This is a genomic window from Bradyrhizobium genomosp. I (2014) (assembly GCF_000261685.1).
In the GTDB taxonomy this organism is placed as follows: domain Bacteria; phylum Pseudomonadota; class Alphaproteobacteria; order Rhizobiales; family Xanthobacteraceae; genus Bradyrhizobium.
This window is the reverse complement of sequence record NZ_AJQE01000269.1, coordinates 18,342-33,658: the sequence shown is the minus strand read 5'-3', so window position 1 is coordinate 33,658 and position 15,317 is coordinate 18,342. Positions and strand designations below refer to the sequence as shown.

19 protein-coding genes and 1 riboswitch are annotated in these 15,317 nt (G+C 65.0%); of the genes, 12 read left to right on the top strand and 7 right to left on the bottom strand.

The window, feature by feature from the left end; translation table 11 throughout:
- Window positions 1-108 precede the first annotated feature (108 nt).
- From IC50_RS24975 to IC50_RS24960, 4 genes are all read left to right on the top strand, one after another.
- Window positions 109-663 carry a nucleoside 2-deoxyribosyltransferase gene (locus IC50_RS24975; protein ID WP_035711008.1) on the top strand — a complete coding sequence of 185 codons (555 nt, stop codon included), beginning with the start codon at window positions 109-111 and terminating at the stop codon, window positions 661-663.
- 27 nt (window positions 664-690) lie between these two features.
- Complete coding sequence (locus IC50_RS24970) at window positions 691-1,425, top strand: TlyA family RNA methyltransferase (protein WP_035711006.1); 735 nt, start codon at window positions 691-693, stop codon at window positions 1,423-1,425.
- Window positions 1,418-2,665, top strand: a complete 1,248-nt coding sequence (locus IC50_RS24965; RefSeq protein WP_035711004.1) for a class I SAM-dependent RNA methyltransferase — start codon at window positions 1,418-1,420, stop codon at window positions 2,663-2,665. Before IC50_RS24970 ends, IC50_RS24965 begins: the two co-directional genes overlap by 8 nt.
- 93 nt (window positions 2,666-2,758) lie before the next feature.
- Window positions 2,759-3,838 carry an Acg family FMN-binding oxidoreductase gene (locus IC50_RS24960; protein ID WP_440588146.1) on the top strand — a complete coding sequence of 360 codons (1,080 nt, stop codon included), beginning with the start codon at window positions 2,759-2,761 and terminating at the stop codon, window positions 3,836-3,838.
- On the opposite strand, the gene IC50_RS24955 is transcribed toward IC50_RS24960, so the two are convergent.
- On the bottom strand, window positions 3,835-4,434 hold the full coding sequence (locus IC50_RS24955; protein ID WP_035711000.1) for a hypothetical protein: 600 nt from the start codon (window positions 4,432-4,434) through the stop codon (window positions 3,835-3,837). The genes IC50_RS24960 and IC50_RS24955 overlap by 4 nt on opposite strands.
- A 108-nt stretch (window positions 4,435-4,542) precedes the next feature.
- Here IC50_RS24955 and IC50_RS42745 point away from each other — a divergent pair, with 108 nt between their 5' ends.
- On the top strand, window positions 4,543-4,767 hold the full coding sequence (locus IC50_RS42745) for a hypothetical protein (protein ID WP_035710997.1): 225 nt from the start codon (window positions 4,543-4,545) through the stop codon (window positions 4,765-4,767).
- On the opposite strand, the gene IC50_RS24945 is transcribed toward IC50_RS42745, so the two are convergent.
- The gene (locus IC50_RS24945; RefSeq protein ID WP_035710993.1) at window positions 4,764-5,399 is read right to left on the bottom strand and encodes a hypothetical protein; all 636 of its coding nucleotides are present in this window, start codon (window positions 5,397-5,399) and stop codon (window positions 4,764-4,766) included. The genes IC50_RS42745 and IC50_RS24945 overlap by 4 nt on opposite strands.
- A gap of 165 nt (window positions 5,400-5,564) precedes the next feature.
- Window positions 5,565-6,434 (bottom strand): DUF1194 domain-containing protein, encoded by an 870-nt coding sequence (locus IC50_RS24940; RefSeq protein ID WP_035710991.1) that lies wholly within the window; start codon window positions 6,432-6,434, stop codon window positions 5,565-5,567.
- A 269-nt stretch (window positions 6,435-6,703) separates the two neighbouring features.
- Window positions 6,704-6,781: riboswitch (Fluoride riboswitch) on the top strand.
- Between the two features lie 109 nt (window positions 6,782-6,890).
- Here IC50_RS24940 and IC50_RS24935 point away from each other — a divergent pair.
- From IC50_RS24935 to clpS, 5 genes are read left to right on the top strand one after another with little or no spacing between them, the layout of a single operon-like run.
- On the top strand, window positions 6,891-8,099 hold the full coding sequence (locus tag IC50_RS24935) for an MFS transporter (RefSeq protein ID WP_035710988.1): 1,209 nt from the start codon (window positions 6,891-6,893) through the stop codon (window positions 8,097-8,099).
- A 10-nt stretch (window positions 8,100-8,109) separates the two neighbouring features.
- Window positions 8,110-8,508, top strand: coding sequence for a fluoride efflux transporter CrcB (crcB, locus tag IC50_RS24930; protein WP_244429642.1), 399 nt, complete (start codon window positions 8,110-8,112; stop codon window positions 8,506-8,508).
- 6 nt (window positions 8,509-8,514) lie between these two features.
- A complete protein-coding gene (gene crcB / locus IC50_RS24925; protein WP_035710985.1) occupies window positions 8,515-8,943 on the top strand; it encodes a fluoride efflux transporter CrcB in 429 nt (142 codons plus the stop codon).
- A 2-nt stretch (window positions 8,944-8,945) separates the two neighbouring features.
- Complete coding sequence (locus tag IC50_RS24920) at window positions 8,946-9,287, top strand: DUF190 domain-containing protein (protein WP_035710982.1); 342 nt, start codon at window positions 8,946-8,948, stop codon at window positions 9,285-9,287.
- A gap of 44 nt (window positions 9,288-9,331) precedes the next feature.
- Complete coding sequence (gene clpS / locus IC50_RS24915) at window positions 9,332-9,637, top strand: ATP-dependent Clp protease adapter ClpS (protein ID WP_035710980.1); 306 nt, start codon at window positions 9,332-9,334, stop codon at window positions 9,635-9,637.
- A gap of 43 nt (window positions 9,638-9,680) precedes the next feature.
- Here clpS and IC50_RS24910 read toward each other — a convergent pair whose 3' ends face one another.
- The 4 genes from IC50_RS24910 to fabI all read right to left on the bottom strand — a co-directional run bounded on the left by IC50_RS24910 (window position 9,681) and on the right by fabI (window position 13,701).
- A complete protein-coding gene (locus IC50_RS24910; RefSeq protein ID WP_035710977.1) occupies window positions 9,681-10,871 on the bottom strand; it encodes an adenylate/guanylate cyclase domain-containing protein in 1,191 nt (396 codons plus the stop codon).
- Window positions 10,872-11,030: 159 nt separating this feature from the next.
- Window positions 11,031-12,119: a chorismate synthase gene (gene aroC, locus IC50_RS24905; RefSeq protein ID WP_035710974.1), complete on the bottom strand. Its 1,089-nt coding sequence runs from the start codon at window positions 12,117-12,119 to the stop codon at window positions 11,031-11,033.
- A gap of 154 nt (window positions 12,120-12,273) precedes the next feature.
- Window positions 12,274-12,873, bottom strand: coding sequence for a histidine phosphatase family protein (locus IC50_RS24900; protein ID WP_035710972.1), 600 nt, complete (start codon window positions 12,871-12,873; stop codon window positions 12,274-12,276).
- A gap of 12 nt (window positions 12,874-12,885) precedes the next feature.
- The gene (gene fabI / locus IC50_RS24895; protein ID WP_035710971.1) at window positions 12,886-13,701 is read right to left on the bottom strand and encodes an enoyl-ACP reductase FabI; all 816 of its coding nucleotides are present in this window, start codon (window positions 13,699-13,701) and stop codon (window positions 12,886-12,888) included.
- A 172-nt stretch (window positions 13,702-13,873) separates the two neighbouring features.
- On the opposite strand from fabI, the gene IC50_RS24890 reads away from it, so the two are divergent.
- Window positions 13,874-14,362, top strand: coding sequence for a sigma-70 family RNA polymerase sigma factor (locus IC50_RS24890; protein ID WP_027570971.1), 489 nt, complete (start codon window positions 13,874-13,876; stop codon window positions 14,360-14,362).
- A gap of 106 nt (window positions 14,363-14,468) precedes the next feature.
- A complete protein-coding gene (locus tag IC50_RS24885) occupies window positions 14,469-15,239 on the top strand; it encodes an anti-sigma factor family protein (RefSeq protein WP_035710966.1) in 771 nt (256 codons plus the stop codon).
- The last annotated feature ends 78 nt before the right edge of the window (window positions 15,240-15,317 follow it).

The window sequence follows — 15,317 nt, the reverse complement described above, 5'->3', positions numbered from 1 at the left end:
TCTTCGTGTTGAGATATCCTCCGCCCAGCCCTCCCGCGCAGGCGGTGAAGGGAGCAAGGCACGCACTGTGGCTCGCACCTCGATCCAAACTATTCCGGCTTCGCCCCCATGAAGATCTATCTGGCAGGCCCCGACGTGTTCCTGCCGGATGCGGTCGAGGTCGGCCGACAGAAGGCCGCGATCTGCGCTGCATACGGGTTTACCGGCCTGTATCCGCTCGACAACGCGATTGATCTCACCGCTCCCGACGCATCGCGGCAGATCTTTTGCGGCAACGTGGCCATGATGGACGCGGCCGACGCCATCATTGCCAATCTCACTCCGTTTCGCGGGCCGGGCGCCGATCCCGGCACCGTCTACGAACTGGGCTACATGGCCGGCCGTCGCAAGTTTTGCCTCGCCTATTCCAACGACGACGCGGCCTATGCCGACCGAGCCGGCCGCTTCATGGACGTCGTCCCCGAGGACGGACGGCTGGTCGACGCGCAGGGGCTGACCGTCGAGGATTTCGGTCTCGTCGACAACCTCATGATGATCCATGCGCTGGAGCTGCACGGCTGCCCTCTGGTGACGCCGGCCACGAGACCCATCGACGTCTGGCACGATCTTGCCGCCTTCGAGGCTTGCGTCCGGATGGCGGCCGCGCGATTGATGGCTACATAAGCGGCCAGATCCTTCTCCGGAGAGCCGATGTCCCCTGCCCGCAAGCGCGCGGATATATTGCTGGTCGAGCGCGGCCTGTTCGAGAGCCGGGCACGGGCGCGCGCGGCGATCGAGGCCGGCCTCGTCATGGCCGACGACAAGCAGGTTTCAAAGCCGTCAGAGACGATTCCCGAAGATGCGGTGATCCAGGCCGAGCCCGCGCACCCCTATGTCTCCCGTGGCGGCGTCAAGCTCGCCGGGGCACTGGAGCGCTACCCAATCGAGATCGAGGACCATGTCTGCCTCGACGTCGGCGCGTCCACCGGCGGTTTCACCGAGGTGCTGCTGGCGAACGGCGCCAGCCTGGTGTTCGCAATCGATGTCGGCACCAGCCAGTTGCATCCCTCGCTGCGCGACGATCCCAGGATCGTGTCGATGGAAGAGACCGATATCCGGTCCTACGAAGGCAAGCGCCTGCCGGCGCGGCCCGATATCGTCGTCATCGACGTCAGCTTCATCTCGCTGAAGACGGTGCTGCCGGTGGCGCTGTCCCTGGCGGCCGCCCCGATGAGCCTGCTGGCGCTGATCAAGCCGCAATTCGAGGCCGACCGGAAGCACAACAAGAAGGGCATCATCCGCGACGCCGCCGTGCACCAGGGGATCTGCAACGACATCGCGGCCTTTGCCGCTTCCCTCGGCTGCACCGACATCGAGATATTCCCCTCGCCGATCGCGGGCGGCGACGGCAACATCGAATTCTTCCTGGGCGCGCGCCGTGGTTGAGCGTGTCAGGATCGACCATGTCGGCCATCGCGGTGACGGTGTCTGCGTCGACGCCGGCGAAGCAATCTATGTGCCCTATACGCTCGGCGGTGAGACCGTCGAGGTCGATCACGTCGCGGGCCACCATCCCGACCGCCGCAAGCTGCTCGCGGTGGAGGTCGCAAGCCCCGAACGTGTCGAGCCGTTCTGTCCGCATTTCGGCGTCTGTGGCGGCTGCGCCATCCAGCATTGGGCGGCCGAGCCGTATCGCGCCTGGAAACGCAACATCGTGGTGGAAACGCTGGCGCAGGCCGGCATCGCATGTGAGGTCGCGCCGCTGGTCGACGCCCATGGCGCCGGGCGCCGGCGCATCACGCTGCACGGCCGGTTCGGCACGCATGACATCCTCAAGGTCGGCTTCGCGGCTGCAAGCTCACACGACGTCATCCCGATCCATCGTTGCCCGATCCTCGATCCCGCGCTCGAGGGCGCCCTCGATGCCGCCTGGGCGCTGGCCGAGCCGCTGACGTCCAAGATGCCGGTGACCAAACCATTGGACATCCAGGTCACCGCGACCGCCAACGGCCTCGATATCGACGTGCGCGGCTCCGGCCCGCTGCCGACTCAGCTGATCACGGCGCTCTCGCGCGTCGCCGAGCAGCATCGCCTGGCACGGCTGACGCGGCACGGTGAGCTGGTGCTGCAACGCCTGCCGCCAACGGTGACGATGGGCCGCGCCGAGGTGACGCTGCCGCCCGGCTCGTTCCTGCAGGCAACGGTGGCAGGCGAAGAAGAGCTTGCAGCTCTCGTCACCGAACACATCGGCAAGGCCAGGGAGATCGCCGACCTCTTCTGCGGTGTCGGCCCGTTCGCACTGCGGCTTGCCGAGAAGGCCCGCGTCACGGCCTATGACAGCGACGCCGGCGCCATCGCGGCCCTCGCGAAGGCTGCGCGCACACCGGGCCTGAAGCCGATCAAGGCCGAGCCGCGCGATCTGTTCCGCCGCCCCCTGGTGCCGCCGGAGCTGCGCGACTTCGACGCCGTCGTGTTCGATCCCCCGCGCCAGGGCGCGCAGGCCCAGGCACTGAAACTCGCCGCGAGCAAGGTGCCCGTCGTGATCGCCGTGTCGTGCAATGCCGCAACCTTTGCCCGAGACGCGCGGCTGCTGATCGACGGCGGCTATCGGCTGGAGATCGTGGTGCCGGTCGATCAGTTCCGCCACACGGCCCATGTCGAGCTGGTGGCGCGGTTCACGCGGTAGGTCGTCGAGATCCCGACCTTGATTCCGGTCAATCGTCGCAGCCTCGGTTGGCACTAAAAGCGTTCTGCGCCATGGGGACGCGGAGCCGACATTGTGGTTGACCGACGACAATTCATCGCGAGCTCGCTCGGACTTTCCGCGGTAGCCGTCACCGCCCCCTCTGCGGCAGCGGCGGCGAGGACCTATGACGAGGCGGCGAATACGTCGCGGGCTCCGCTGCAAGCTGCGCCGAGGGATCGCGAGCTCGTGCGCTTTGCCACCCTCGCGGCCAACAGTCACAACACCCAGCCCTGGATCTTCTCGGTTCGCGGCAATGCAATCGCGATTGCGCCGGACTTCACACGCCGCTGTCCGGCCGTCGATCCGGACGATCACCACCTCTTCGTCAGTCTCGGCTGCGCCGCCGAAAACCTCGTGCTCGCCGCGTCCACGCTGGGCTGGCACGCCGATCTGGCGGTCGACGGCGACCGCATCGTGATCACGCTCGAAGAGGCCCCGCAGGCGGCATCGGCGCTGGCCGCCGCGATTCCGATCAGGCAATGCACCCGCGCTGCGTTCGACGGCAGGCCGGCCGCACCGGAGATGTTGCGCCGGCTGGAGGATGCCTGTCGCGGACCGAACGTCGCCGCGATCCTGATGACCGAACGCGCCGCGATCGCCGGTGTCACCGACTACGTGCTCGAAGGCAACTCGGCGCAAATGCGCGACAAGGCCTTCATGCGCGAGCTCGCCAGCTGGATTCGCTTCAACGAGACGGAGGCACTCGCGACCATGGACGGGCTGTTCTCGCCCGCGTCGGGAAATCCCTCGCTGCCTTCCTGGGTGGCGCGCCCGCTTCTGAAGCTCTTCTTCACCGAGAGCGGGGAAAACAAGAAATACCGCGAAGAGCTCGACAGCTCTGCGGGCGTCGTCGTGCTCGCTGCCGATCGCAGCGACAAGTCGCACTGGATCGCGGTCGGCCGCGCCTGCCAGCGCTTCGGTCTGCAGGCGACCGCGCTGGGACTCAAATATTCCTTCATCAACCAGCCGGTCGAGGTGGCGGCGCTGAGGCAGCAATTCGGGGCGTCACTCGGCCTCGGCGAACGGCGTCCCGACATCGTGATGCGTTTCGGAACCGGCCCGGATCTGCCGAAATCGCTACGGCGTCCACCGGAGCTGGTGATGCAATCCTAACGCCGAAGGCCACCCAAGGCCGGCGACTCGCCGGGCAGCATCGACGAGTTGATGTCACTGTCCATGCGGCCCGATTGCTGCTGGGTATAGCCGACCCCGAACGACAGGCTGAGGTTGGAGGTCGGCTTGAATTCGACACCCGCAAACCCGCCATAGCCGGGTGTGGCGATGGAGGTCAGCGGCGCCAGAGAGCTGCCGATGCCGTTGCCGTAGTTCAACGTGTTGAATCCGGCGAAGAACGTGACGGGCATGCCGGCTGCGGTCTTGACGTTATAGCCGAACTGCGTGCTGTCATAGGAAAGCGCGCTGAAATTACCGACCGGGCCGGCATGACTGAAGCCGCTCAAACCAAGATTGCCGCGTTCGCCGCCGACGAAGAAGCCGCTCGCAGAGCTGGTGCGCCAATCCGCATCGACGGCATTGAAGTTCGCGAAGTTGCCGTAGGTGTCGGAACTCTGGCCGGCACCACCGCTGAGGCCGAAAGGTCCGCCGGGGATCCAATATCTCAGCGGCGCGACCTGCGCATGAACCGGCTCTCCGCCGAAGCAGAGCACCGCGAGCGCTGCAAGAGCACATGAAAGTGCAAGCTTGATCATTCAGATTACCGTCAAGAATTTCGCGATTATACTCTTCGAACATCGTCAATGCCAGCGGAGTGACCGCGCCGGTGTCACGGCTGCAGGTCGCCCCCCGGGGAACTGCAGGTGCTGTTTGCACTGAACCGTCGATATCTCATCAACGAAAAGGGCGCACTCCTCGAGACGGCCCGCTTGCCCATGACGATTCCCCATCTGGTGGAGCAATTCGACGAAAATCTGGCGAATCATCGGCGACGGCGGTTTCGCGCAGGCCTGCGCGATCCTGCGGCAATTCGACCAACGGTTGAAGACGCTGACGCAACCCGGCGGGACACCGCCGTGAACGGCTAAGCTGTCTTGTCGACCGAAGACGATGAATCCGCCGGCGGATATTTCGTCACCGGCACCACGAAAGATTTCGTGCCGACCTGGTAGATGACCTTGCCGTTCTGTCCGTCGTCGGTCGCGATCTGCGTCTGTCCGAACATGATGACGTTCTTGTAGACAATGCCGGTGCCCTGGCGGGTGATGCCGTCGGTGGTGACGCTGACCTGGGCTTCATTGCCGTTGACCGAGAGCACCTTGAAGCTCGCGCTCTTGCCGTTGTCGCTGGAATAACCGCCCCAGCTTCCCATGAGGCGGCTGTCGGAAGCCGGCGGCTCCTGCTTCTCGAGATTCGCGGTCTGCTTGCCAGCGCCCCCGAAGGAAAACAGCATCACCATATTCTTGCCGTCCTTGGTGCCGACCGTGACGCCGCCAAAGGTGATAAGCGTGCCCTGAACCTCGGCAAAGCCGCGCTCGGTGCGCCCGTTGTGAGTGTACTCGACCTGCGCCCGGGCGCCGCGGATGTTCACGACCTTGAAGCCAACGGGCTGGTTGTTGCCCACCCAATTGCCCTTCCAGTCACCGAGCAGAGCACTCTGGCGATACATCCGCTCGTTGACGGGCGAGATCTGGCTGGTGCTCGACGTGACGATGGCCATGTTTGCTCAAAGGCAGGTTCGACAAACCCGCTCTCGTTCGTTCCAGCAACGTCGGAATGCTGGCTGGAAACGGAAGGAAACAGTCTGATTAGGGCCATGCACCGGTTAACGAGCAGTTAAATTCAACTGCCGGATCGGATGGGCAAAAGGTCTCAGCCGGGGACGTTAACGTCCCCAGCGGTCGGACCAGATCTTCTCGCCAATCAGGCAGTTGACGCGCGGCTCCTTGTCGGCAACACGCATCACGGGGCGCTCCGGCGTGCGGCCAGCGACTTCCATCAGCAGCTTGGTGCGAATCGCTTCCTTGAACTTGTCGCGGTCCTTGATCGTGATGACGAAGGAGCCCGGACCTCCGATGACGCAGTCCTCGTAGTAGAAATCGAGATTGTCGATATCCATGGTCGAATAGGACGGCTCCTTGACCATGATCGGCAGGCCATTGATGACGATGCCCTTCTCCAGGGCGGCATCGCGCGCCACCGTGACCGGACCGCCATTGTTGTTGGGACCGTCGCCGGAAATGTCGATGACACGGCGCAAGCCCCGATAGGGGTCCTCGTCGAACAGCGGCATCGCGAACGTGATCGCGCCCGAGATCGAGGTGCGCGAAGCGCGCCGGATCGGCGTCTTCATGATCTCGGCGGCGACCGCGTCCGCCGTCTCCGGTCCATCGATCAGCCGCCAGGGTATGATGATCTTCTGGTCGCTGGAGGCGGCCCACTCGAAATAGGTCACCGCGATCCGGCCGTTCGGGCCCAACTTCAGCGCCCGCAGGAACTCCTTCGACTGGATTGCCTGCGCATAGCCCTCGCGCTGGATCGCGAGCTCGTCCATGTCCATGGAGTAGGACACGTCGACCGCGAGGATCAGTTCGACGTCGACCGTCTGCGCGTCCTTGTCGGCCGCAAGCCGCTGCGATCGAGGTCGACTCTCGGGCGATTCAAATTTAGGTCCTGGTGCCGCGATGCCCGCGACGTCCCCTCCGGCAAACATGCCGGCCACCAGCACAGCCCCGATCGAGAACAGCAAACGCATCGCAGTCTCCCGTCGTATGACGCGATGGTGACATGCAATCGCCTTGCCGCAAAGGCCGAAGATCGCCTGTGCTTCACATTCAAGTCAAGAATTCGCAGGTTCAGAAATCTCGAGATCGGAATTTGAGCGCTTTGCGCAAAGCTGCCGCCGTGCTGCCGCCATCACGCCGCAGGCCGGCCCTTGCAGCCTTGGACTCACGACGCGAGAAACCGAAGGGGGACGGAGCGCCCCGCCCACTTGTCCGGCGCGATTTCCATGCTAGGGTTGATCGCATAGATGGGGATGGAGTCCCCCGACAACCGCCCGGCGATCGATGATCGTGATGGGCTGATGACTCCTGCTCGAGGTGGGGCAATTTAGAGCCTCTGCCTTTGGCGGGAGCATGGACATACCCGCCGATGGCGGGTTTTTTGTTGCCTGGTGACGAAGGCCGGCAGGCGAAGACCAGGAGAAGACGTGACGACGACGACACCGAACGCTACGCGCACCACGCTGCCCAGGGGGATCTGGGTGCTCGGCTTCGTCTCGATGCTGATGGACATTTCCTCGGAGATGATCCACGCGCTGCTGCCGCTCTATCTCGTCACCGTGCTCGGCGCTTCCACGCTCACCGTCGGCTTCATCGAGGGCATTGCGGAGGCGACGGCGTCAATCACGAAGATCTTTTCCGGTGCGCTGTCGGACTGGCTCGGGCACCGCAAGCTGCTCGCAGCGCTCGGCTATGGCCTGGCCGCCTTCACCAAGCCGCTGTTCCCGCTCGCGCCAAGCGTCGAATGGGTGGTGGCGGCGCGCTTCATCGATCGTGTCGGCAAGGGCATTCGCGGCGCGCCGCGCGATGCGCTGATTGCCGATATCGCTCCCGTCGGCCTGCGCGGCGCGAGCTTTGGCCTGCGGCAATCCCTCGACACCATCGGCGCCTTCGTCGGACCGCTGTTGGCGATCGGCCTGATGTGGTGGATGGCCGACAACTTTGCCGCCGTGTTCTGGGTCGCGGTGCTGCCGGCCTTCCTGTCCTTCGGACTGATCGCGTTCGCGGTGAGCGAGCCGGAGCCGGATCCGGCCCGCGCGCCTGCGAAAAATCCGCTCAATCTCGCCGCGATGCGGCAGCTCGGAGCCGTCTATTGGCGCGTCGTCGCGGTCGGAATCGTTTTCACGCTGGCGCGCTTCAGCGAAGCCTTTTTGATCCTGCGCGCGCAGAACATCGGGCTCAGCGCGATGTGGGTGCCGGCGGTGCTGGTGCTGATGAACATCGTCTACGCCCTGTCGGCCTATCCGGCCGGCGTGCTGTCGGACCGGATCAACCGCACCGGCCTGCTCGCGCTCGGCCTTGTTTTCCTCGCCGGCGCCGATCTTGCGCTGGCGCTGCTGCCGAGCCTTACGGGCCTCGCGCTCGGGGTCGTGCTATGGGGGCTGCATATGGGATTGACGCAAGGGCTGCTCTCGGCCCTGGTCGCCGATGCCGCACCACCGAGCCTGTGCGGCACCGCATTCGGCTATTTCAACCTGTTCACCGGGCTTGCCTTGCTGGCCGCCAGCGTGATCGCGGGCGCCTTGTGGGACGCCTATGGTCCGGCGGGAACGTTCCTTGCAGGGCTCGGCTTCGCGCTGGTTTCGCTTGTGGGGCTGCTTGCCGTCGGCAACGGTCTGGCGGCAGAGGACAAGTGATGTCGGGGGGCTGTTCACCTTGCTGAGCGGAGCAATTGCGATCGTGATCGGCAGCGCGCTGGGCGGCTGCGCGCGCTATTTCGTCTCCGGCGCGATCGCGCGGCGGCTGGGCGAAACGTTTCCGTGGGGCACCATGACCATCAACGTCACCGGCGCCTTCCTGATCGGCATTGTGGGCGCGCTGGCGACCCATCCGGGCTCGGTCTTCGCCTCACCCGATCCCTGGCTGTTCGCTGTGACCGGGTTTCTCGGCTGCTACACCACGGTGTCCTCGTTCAGCCTGCAAACGCTGACACTCGCGCGGAGCGGCGAACCGCTCCCGGCGCTCGGCAATGTCGTGTTCTCTGTCGGGCTGTGCCTCGCTTCCGTCAGTTGCGGCTTCCTCGTCGCCGACAGCTTTGGAGGGTAGAGGCGAATGAACGCTCCGTCCTCCGCCGATCGCTGGCGTAGCGCGATACTCTACGCCTGGGTTGCCGCGGGCAGCATCGTCGGCGGGCTGACGCGCTATCTGGTCGGGCTCGCGCTCGACACCGGACCGGGCTTTCCCTTCGCGACGCTGTTCATCAACGCCACCGGCTCGCTGGTCATCGGCTTTTACGCGACCCTGACCGGCCCCGACGGCCGCGTGCTGGCACGGCCCGAGCACCGACAATTCGTCTTGACCGGGTTCTGCGGCGGATACACCACCTTCTCGGCCTTCAGCCTGGAGACCTTCCGCCTGCTCCACGGTGGCATGAAGTACACGGCGCTCGCCTATGTCGCGACGTCCGTCATCTGCTGGCTGGTGTCGGTATGGGCAGGGCATATGATGGCCAGCCGCTACAATCGCTTGACAAGGAACTGATCATGCAAATCCCCGCTCAGGCTGTTTCGCTCCGGATCTTCATCGGCGAGAGCGACCACATCGACGGCAAGCCGCTCTGTGAAGCGATCGTGATGACCGCGCGCGAGCGACACCTGGCCGGCGCCACCGTGCTGCGCGGTCCCATGGGATTCGGCAAGTCGAGCCGGCTGCACACTTCGAAAATCCTGCGGCTGTCGGAAGACCTGCCCCTGCTGATCGAGATCGTCGACAGCGAGGACAACATCAACGCATTCCTGCCAATCCTCGATGGCATGATGTCGAGCGGGCTGATCACCTTGGAGAAGGTCCAGGTCCTGCAATATGGTGCGAAGGCCGCGGGTTGATCGCTCCGGCAGGGAACCCGAGCCCGCCGTGTCCAGGAGGCGGAATGAACGACGCCGTCACCAAGCCGAAAACCAGGGCGAAGACCAAGGTCGAGCGGCCGCGGCTGCACAAGGTCATCCTGATCAACGACGACTACACGCCGCGAGAGTTCGTCACCTTGGTGCTGAAGGCTGAGTTCCGCATGACCGAGGATCAGGCCTACAAGGTGATGATTACCGCACACAAGCTCGGCGCCTGTGTCGTCGCCGTATTCACCAAGGACGTCGCCGAGACCAAGGCCACGCGCGCCACCGACGCCGGCCGCGCCAAGGGCTATCCGTTGCTGTTCACGACCGAACCGGAGGAATAGCGATTCGTCGTGCGGCGATGAACGACATTCAGCTCATTGCGCGTCAGGCCATCACCACCGGCGTCTCCTCCGCGAGCCCGTACACGCGCTGCGCCTTGGAAAAGCCCGCGATCGGAAATTCGCCGAGCTGGTGCCAGTCGTGGCGGCAGACATTGGCAAAACCTTCCGAGGCGACCACGGTCCGCCCCAGGCGCCCCGTGATCTTCTCAAGTCTTGCGGCAAGGTTGACGGCCGGTCCGATGCAGGTGAAGTCGAGGCGGTTCCCCCCGCCGATATTGCCATAGAGGATGTTGCCGACATGGAGCGCAACGCCGAAGCGGAAGCGCTCGATGACGTCGCCGACCGGAAAGGCGAGCGCCTCGACGCTGGCGCGGGACTCGCGCGCCGCCTCCAGCACCCGCGCGCAGACATGCGCGGCATCGCCGACATATTCGTCGATCGGAAACACCGCGAGCAGGCCGTCGCCCATGAATTTCAGCACCTCGCCGCCATGACCGCGGATCGCGGTGACCTGGCAATCGAAGTATTGGTTGAGGATCTCGACCACGGTCTCGGCCGGCAGGCGGTCCGACAACGCGGTGAAGCCGCGCAGATCGGAAAGCCAGATCGCTGCCTGCATGGTGTCGTTATGGCCGCGGCGAATCTGGCCGCCCAGGATGCGCGCGCCGGCACGGTTGCCGACATAGGTGTCGAGCAGCATCTCGGCGGTGCGGCGCAGGCTGATGATCTCGCTGACGCGCGCCAGCGGCGTCACGATGGAGCGGATCGCCGCGATGTCCTCGTCGCTGAAGCCGCCAGGGTGCCGCGTCACCCAGCTCGTGGCGTGGATCGAGCCGTCGAGATACGGCATCGGCATCGCGACGTAGTCGGTGACGCCTTCGGCGCGCATGTCATCGAGAAACGGAAACCGCTTGCTGTCCGGATCGTCCATCCGTCCCCGGACCTCCAGCCCCTGCTCGAACACGATCCGAAGCGGACTCCTGGCGAATTCGGGCGTATCCAGAATCTCGAAATCGACGGAGCCGATCTCGACCTCCTCGCCCTGCCGCCAGATGAAGTTGCGGCCGAAGATCTCCGGATGCAGCGTGCGGATGAAGATGCCGAACCGCCATAGCGGCAAACCGGCTTCGACCAGTTGTTCGCAGACGTCCGCGATCATCTCGGCCGGGGTTCCGGACGACCTCGCGCCGTCGATCAGCCAGTTGGTGATGCGCTGGAGCTCGGAGTTTTGCATGTCCGCATTTGCGGACGAAGTTGTGGGGACGTCAAGCTGCGCGGTGGGCTGGTGCTGTGACACTACGCGTCCATCCGCGGTGTCTCAGTGAGACTGTAACCCCTCGCCCGGATCACATCTTGATGCGATCCGACCTCTCCCTGCGGGAGAGGTGAGAACTCAGCGGCCGACCTGCCCGCGATCGCGCAGGAAATGATCGGCCAGCACGCAGGCCATCATGGCTTCGCCGACGGGAACGGCCCGGATGCCGACACAGGGGTCGTGGCGGCCCTTGGTGAAGATCTCGGTGTCCGCGCCCTTGCGATCGACGGTGAGACGAGGCTGCAGGATCGAGGAGGTCGGCTTCACGGCGAAGCGCACCACGATCGGCTGCCCGGTGGAGATGCCGCCCAGAATGCCGCCGGCATGGTTGGAGAGGAAGCGCGTGCCGTCATTGCCGGTCCGCATCTCGTCGGCGTTCTCTTCGCCGGTGAGCTCAGCCGCGCCGAAACCCGCACCGATCTCGACACCCTTCACCGCGTTGATGGTCATCATCGCGCCCGCCAGATCGGAATCGAGCTTGGCGTAGATCGGCGCACCGAGGCCTGCAGGCACGCCTTCTGCGACGATCTCGAGTACCGCACCGATCGAGGAGCCGCTCTTGCGGATGCCGTCCAGATAGGTCTCGAAAAACGCAGCCTTGTCCTTGTCGGGACAAAAGAACGGATTCTTGGCGATCTCGTCCCAGTCCCACTTGTCGCGATCGATCTTGTGCGGGCCGATCTGCACCAGCGCGCCGCGCACCTTCACGTCAGGCAGCACCTTTCGCGCGATCGCGCCGGCGGCAACCCGCATCGCGGTCTCGCGCGCGGAGGAACGACCGCCGCCGCGATAGTCGCGCAGGCCGTACTTGGCTTCATAGGTGAAGTCGGCGTGACCGGGGCGAAACTTGTCCTTGATCTCGGAATAATCTTTCGAGCGCTGGTCGGTGTTCTCGATCAGGAGCCCGATCGGCGTGCCCGTCGTCACCTGCACGCCGGTCTCCGGATGCGCCATCACACCGGACAGGATCTTGACCTGGTCCGGCTCCTGGCGCTGGGTGGTAAAGCGCGACTGACCGGGCCGGCGGCGGTCGAGATCGCGCTGGATGTCGGCCTCGGTGAGCGGGATCATCGGCGGGCAGCCATCGACCACGCAGCCGATCGCCACCCCGTGGCTCTCGCCGAAGGTGGTGACGCGGAACATGTGGCCGAAGGTATTGAAGGACATCCGTCTCTAGCTCGTCAGTCAGTGCTGACTTGTGGTAGCGCCCGGGAACACGGCGTTCAACCCCGTTCCGTCATTCCGGGGCGATGCGCAGCATCGAACCCGGAATCTCTTCCGGGGTTCACCCCTCGGGCGCCCCGAAACGACGGTGAGGAGCTTAACTGAACTTCTCCAGCCGGCCGTCGCGGAACACATAGACGGCGCCCTGCTCGATATAGAGCTCGGCGGCGCTGGCGGGCGTCTCGATACCCAGCGCCACCATCAGGGCCCGGCAGGTGCCGCCGTGAGCGACCGCGACTGTGTCGACGAGGAGCGACTCATACCAGTCGAGCATGCGCAGCTGGACGGCGGCGTAGGTCTCCCCGCCGCTTGGGGCGACGGCCCATTTGTCGGCCAAGCGCCTCGCATAGACATCCGGATCGGAGGCCTCGCTCTCGGCCAGCGTCAACCCCTCCCAGCTGCCGTAGCCGATTTCGCGCAGGCGATCGTCGAGCGAATAGTCCGAAGGCGGCAATTCAAGCTTGCCGCGTGCGAGTTCCATGGTCTGCCGCGCACGGCCGAGCGGGCTCGACACGTAAGGCAGCGCCGCTCTGTCCCTGCCTTCGCGCGTGAACAGATCGGCCAGAATGCCGGCCGCCTGCACGGCCTGGACGCGGCCACGCGCATTCAGCGGGACGTCCTTGGTGCCCTGCAGTCGCCCGAGCGCGTTCCACTCGGTCTCGCCGTGGCGAAGGAAGTAGATCGTGGGCACCGGCATGTCGACTGAAAGTCAATCCTTGCCACTCAGCGAGATGTCCGGCGCGTCCGGGCGCTTCATGCCCAGTACGTGGTAGCCGGAATCGACATGATGCACCTCGCCGGTGACGCCGCGCGAGAGGTCGGAGAGGAAATACAGCGCGCTGCCGCCGACGTCTTCGGTCGAGACGTTGCGCCGCATCGGCGCGTTGTACTCGTTCCACCTCAGGATATAGCGGAAGTCGCCGATGCCGGATGCCGCGAGCGTCTTGATCGGCCCCGCCGAAATGGCGTTGACGCGGATGTTCTTCTCGCCGAGATCGGCGGCGAGATAGCGCACGCTGGCTTCCAGCGCCGCCTTGGCCACGCCCATCACGTTGTAATGCGGCATCCACTTCTCGGCGCCGTAATAGCTGAGCGTGATCAGCGAGCCGCCATCCGTCATCAGCTTCTCGGCGCGCTGCGCCACCGCGGTGAACGAATAGCAGGAGATCAGCATCGACTTCGAGAAATTCTCCTGCGTGGTGTCGACATAGCGGCCGTCGAGCTGCTCGCCATAGGCGATCGCATGCACCACGAAGTCGATCTTGCCCCACTTCTCCTTCAGCACCGCGAAGGCAGCATCGATGGTTGCGGCGTCCGTGACGTCGCAATGGCCAAGCACGAGACCACCGATCTCGGCGGCAAGCGGCTCGACCCGCTTCTTCAGCGCATCGCCCTGGTAAGTGAAGGCGAGCTCGGCGCCGGCGGCGTGGCATGCCTTGGCAATGCCCCAGGCGATCGAGCGGTTGTTGGCAACGCCGAAGATCACCCCGCGCTTGCCCTGCATCAGACCTGAATTCTGCGCCATTTTTGAACGTCCCGTCGAGCTCTCGTTGAGGTCTGGAGGTACACCAGCCCTCCCCTGCGGTACAGCCCTAATACGCGGCGTTAACGCTGTTTCAGGTGCCGGAATAGCTGTTCCGCTCGGGTGTTATGATCGTTGAGGCGCTCGCGCCGAACGTTGGGACTTCAAGACCGCAATGAATGCGTTTCGTCAGAGTGTAGAGGCCATGATCCCGGCGTTGCGCCGCTATGCCCGCGCGCTGACGCGCGATGCGGATGCGGCCGACGATCTGGTGCAGGATACGTTGGTGCGCGCGCTGCGTTCGGAGCGCCTGTTTCTTGGAGGCGACGTCAGGAGCTGGCTCTATACGATCCTGACCAACCTCAACAAGAACCGGCGGCGCTCACTGGCAAGGCGGCCGCAATTCATGCCGCTGACGGAAAACAACCCGGATGCCAGCGGGACCGAGGCCGAAGGACGTGACATCGAGAAGGCGCTTGCCACCCTCGTCGAGGAACAGCGTTCGGTGCTGCTGCTGGTGATGTTGGAGGGCATGAGCTATCGCGAGGTCGCCGACATCCAGGGCGTGCCGATCGGCACCGTGATGTCGCGCCTGGCCCGCGCCCGCGCCCACGTCAAAGCCTCGCTGGAGGGCGAGCGCCCGGCGCTCAGGCGGGTGAAATGATGGCAGGATGAAGTTCATGGCGAGCTGTCCGCCCGCACCATGCCGGTGAAGCGAGCGACGTTGAACCACGAAGGATTTTTGGGCCGCAGAGCCAGAGACGACCGATATGAACGACCGCAACATTCCAATCACCGAAGACGAGCTGCACGCCTATGTCGACGGCGAGCTGCCGGCGGAACGCCGCGCCGACGTCGAGGCCTGGCTTGCCGCCCATCCCGACGAGGGCGAGCGCGTGCAGTCCTGGCGCGCCATGGCCGAGATGCTGCACGCGCGCTACGACGCCGTCGCCCATGAGCCGGTGCCGGCCCGGCTGGAGCTCGAGCGGCTGGAACGCCGCCCGCGGCAATGGCTCTATGGCGCCGTCGCGGCCACGCTGGTTGCTTTCGTCGCCGGCGGCACGGCTGGCTGGGTCGCGCATGGTGCCGCCAACGCGCCGTCCACGTTCCAGAGTTTTACGGCGGACGCGCTCGATGCCCACCGCCTCTATGTCGTCGAGGTCCGCCATCCCGTCGAGGTCGGCGGCAATGAGCGTGACCATCTCCAGGCCTGGCTGACCCGGCGCTGCGGCTGGACGGTGTTCGCGCCGAACCTGGAGGCAAGCGGGCTGAAGCTCGTCGGCGGCCGGCTCCTGCCGGGGCCGAATGGTCCCGCGTCGTTCCTGATGTATGAGGGCGCCTCGGGTGAGCGCTACACGATCTACACCGCCAAGACCGAGAGTGGTGCGACCCAGATGCGCTACGCCAAGACGGACAAGGATGGAGCGCTGTTCTGGGCCGAACGCGGCGTCGGCTACGTCGTCAGCGGCGGCGGTGATCGCGAGCGGCTGACGAGGCTGGCGCAGGCCGTGTACGACCAGGTGGAGAAGAGCGGCACCTGAGCAACCGCATAAGCGCGGTGCCCAGATTCCGTCATTGAAAATTTGGAATCAGGACATCGACGCGTCTCATTATCGCAC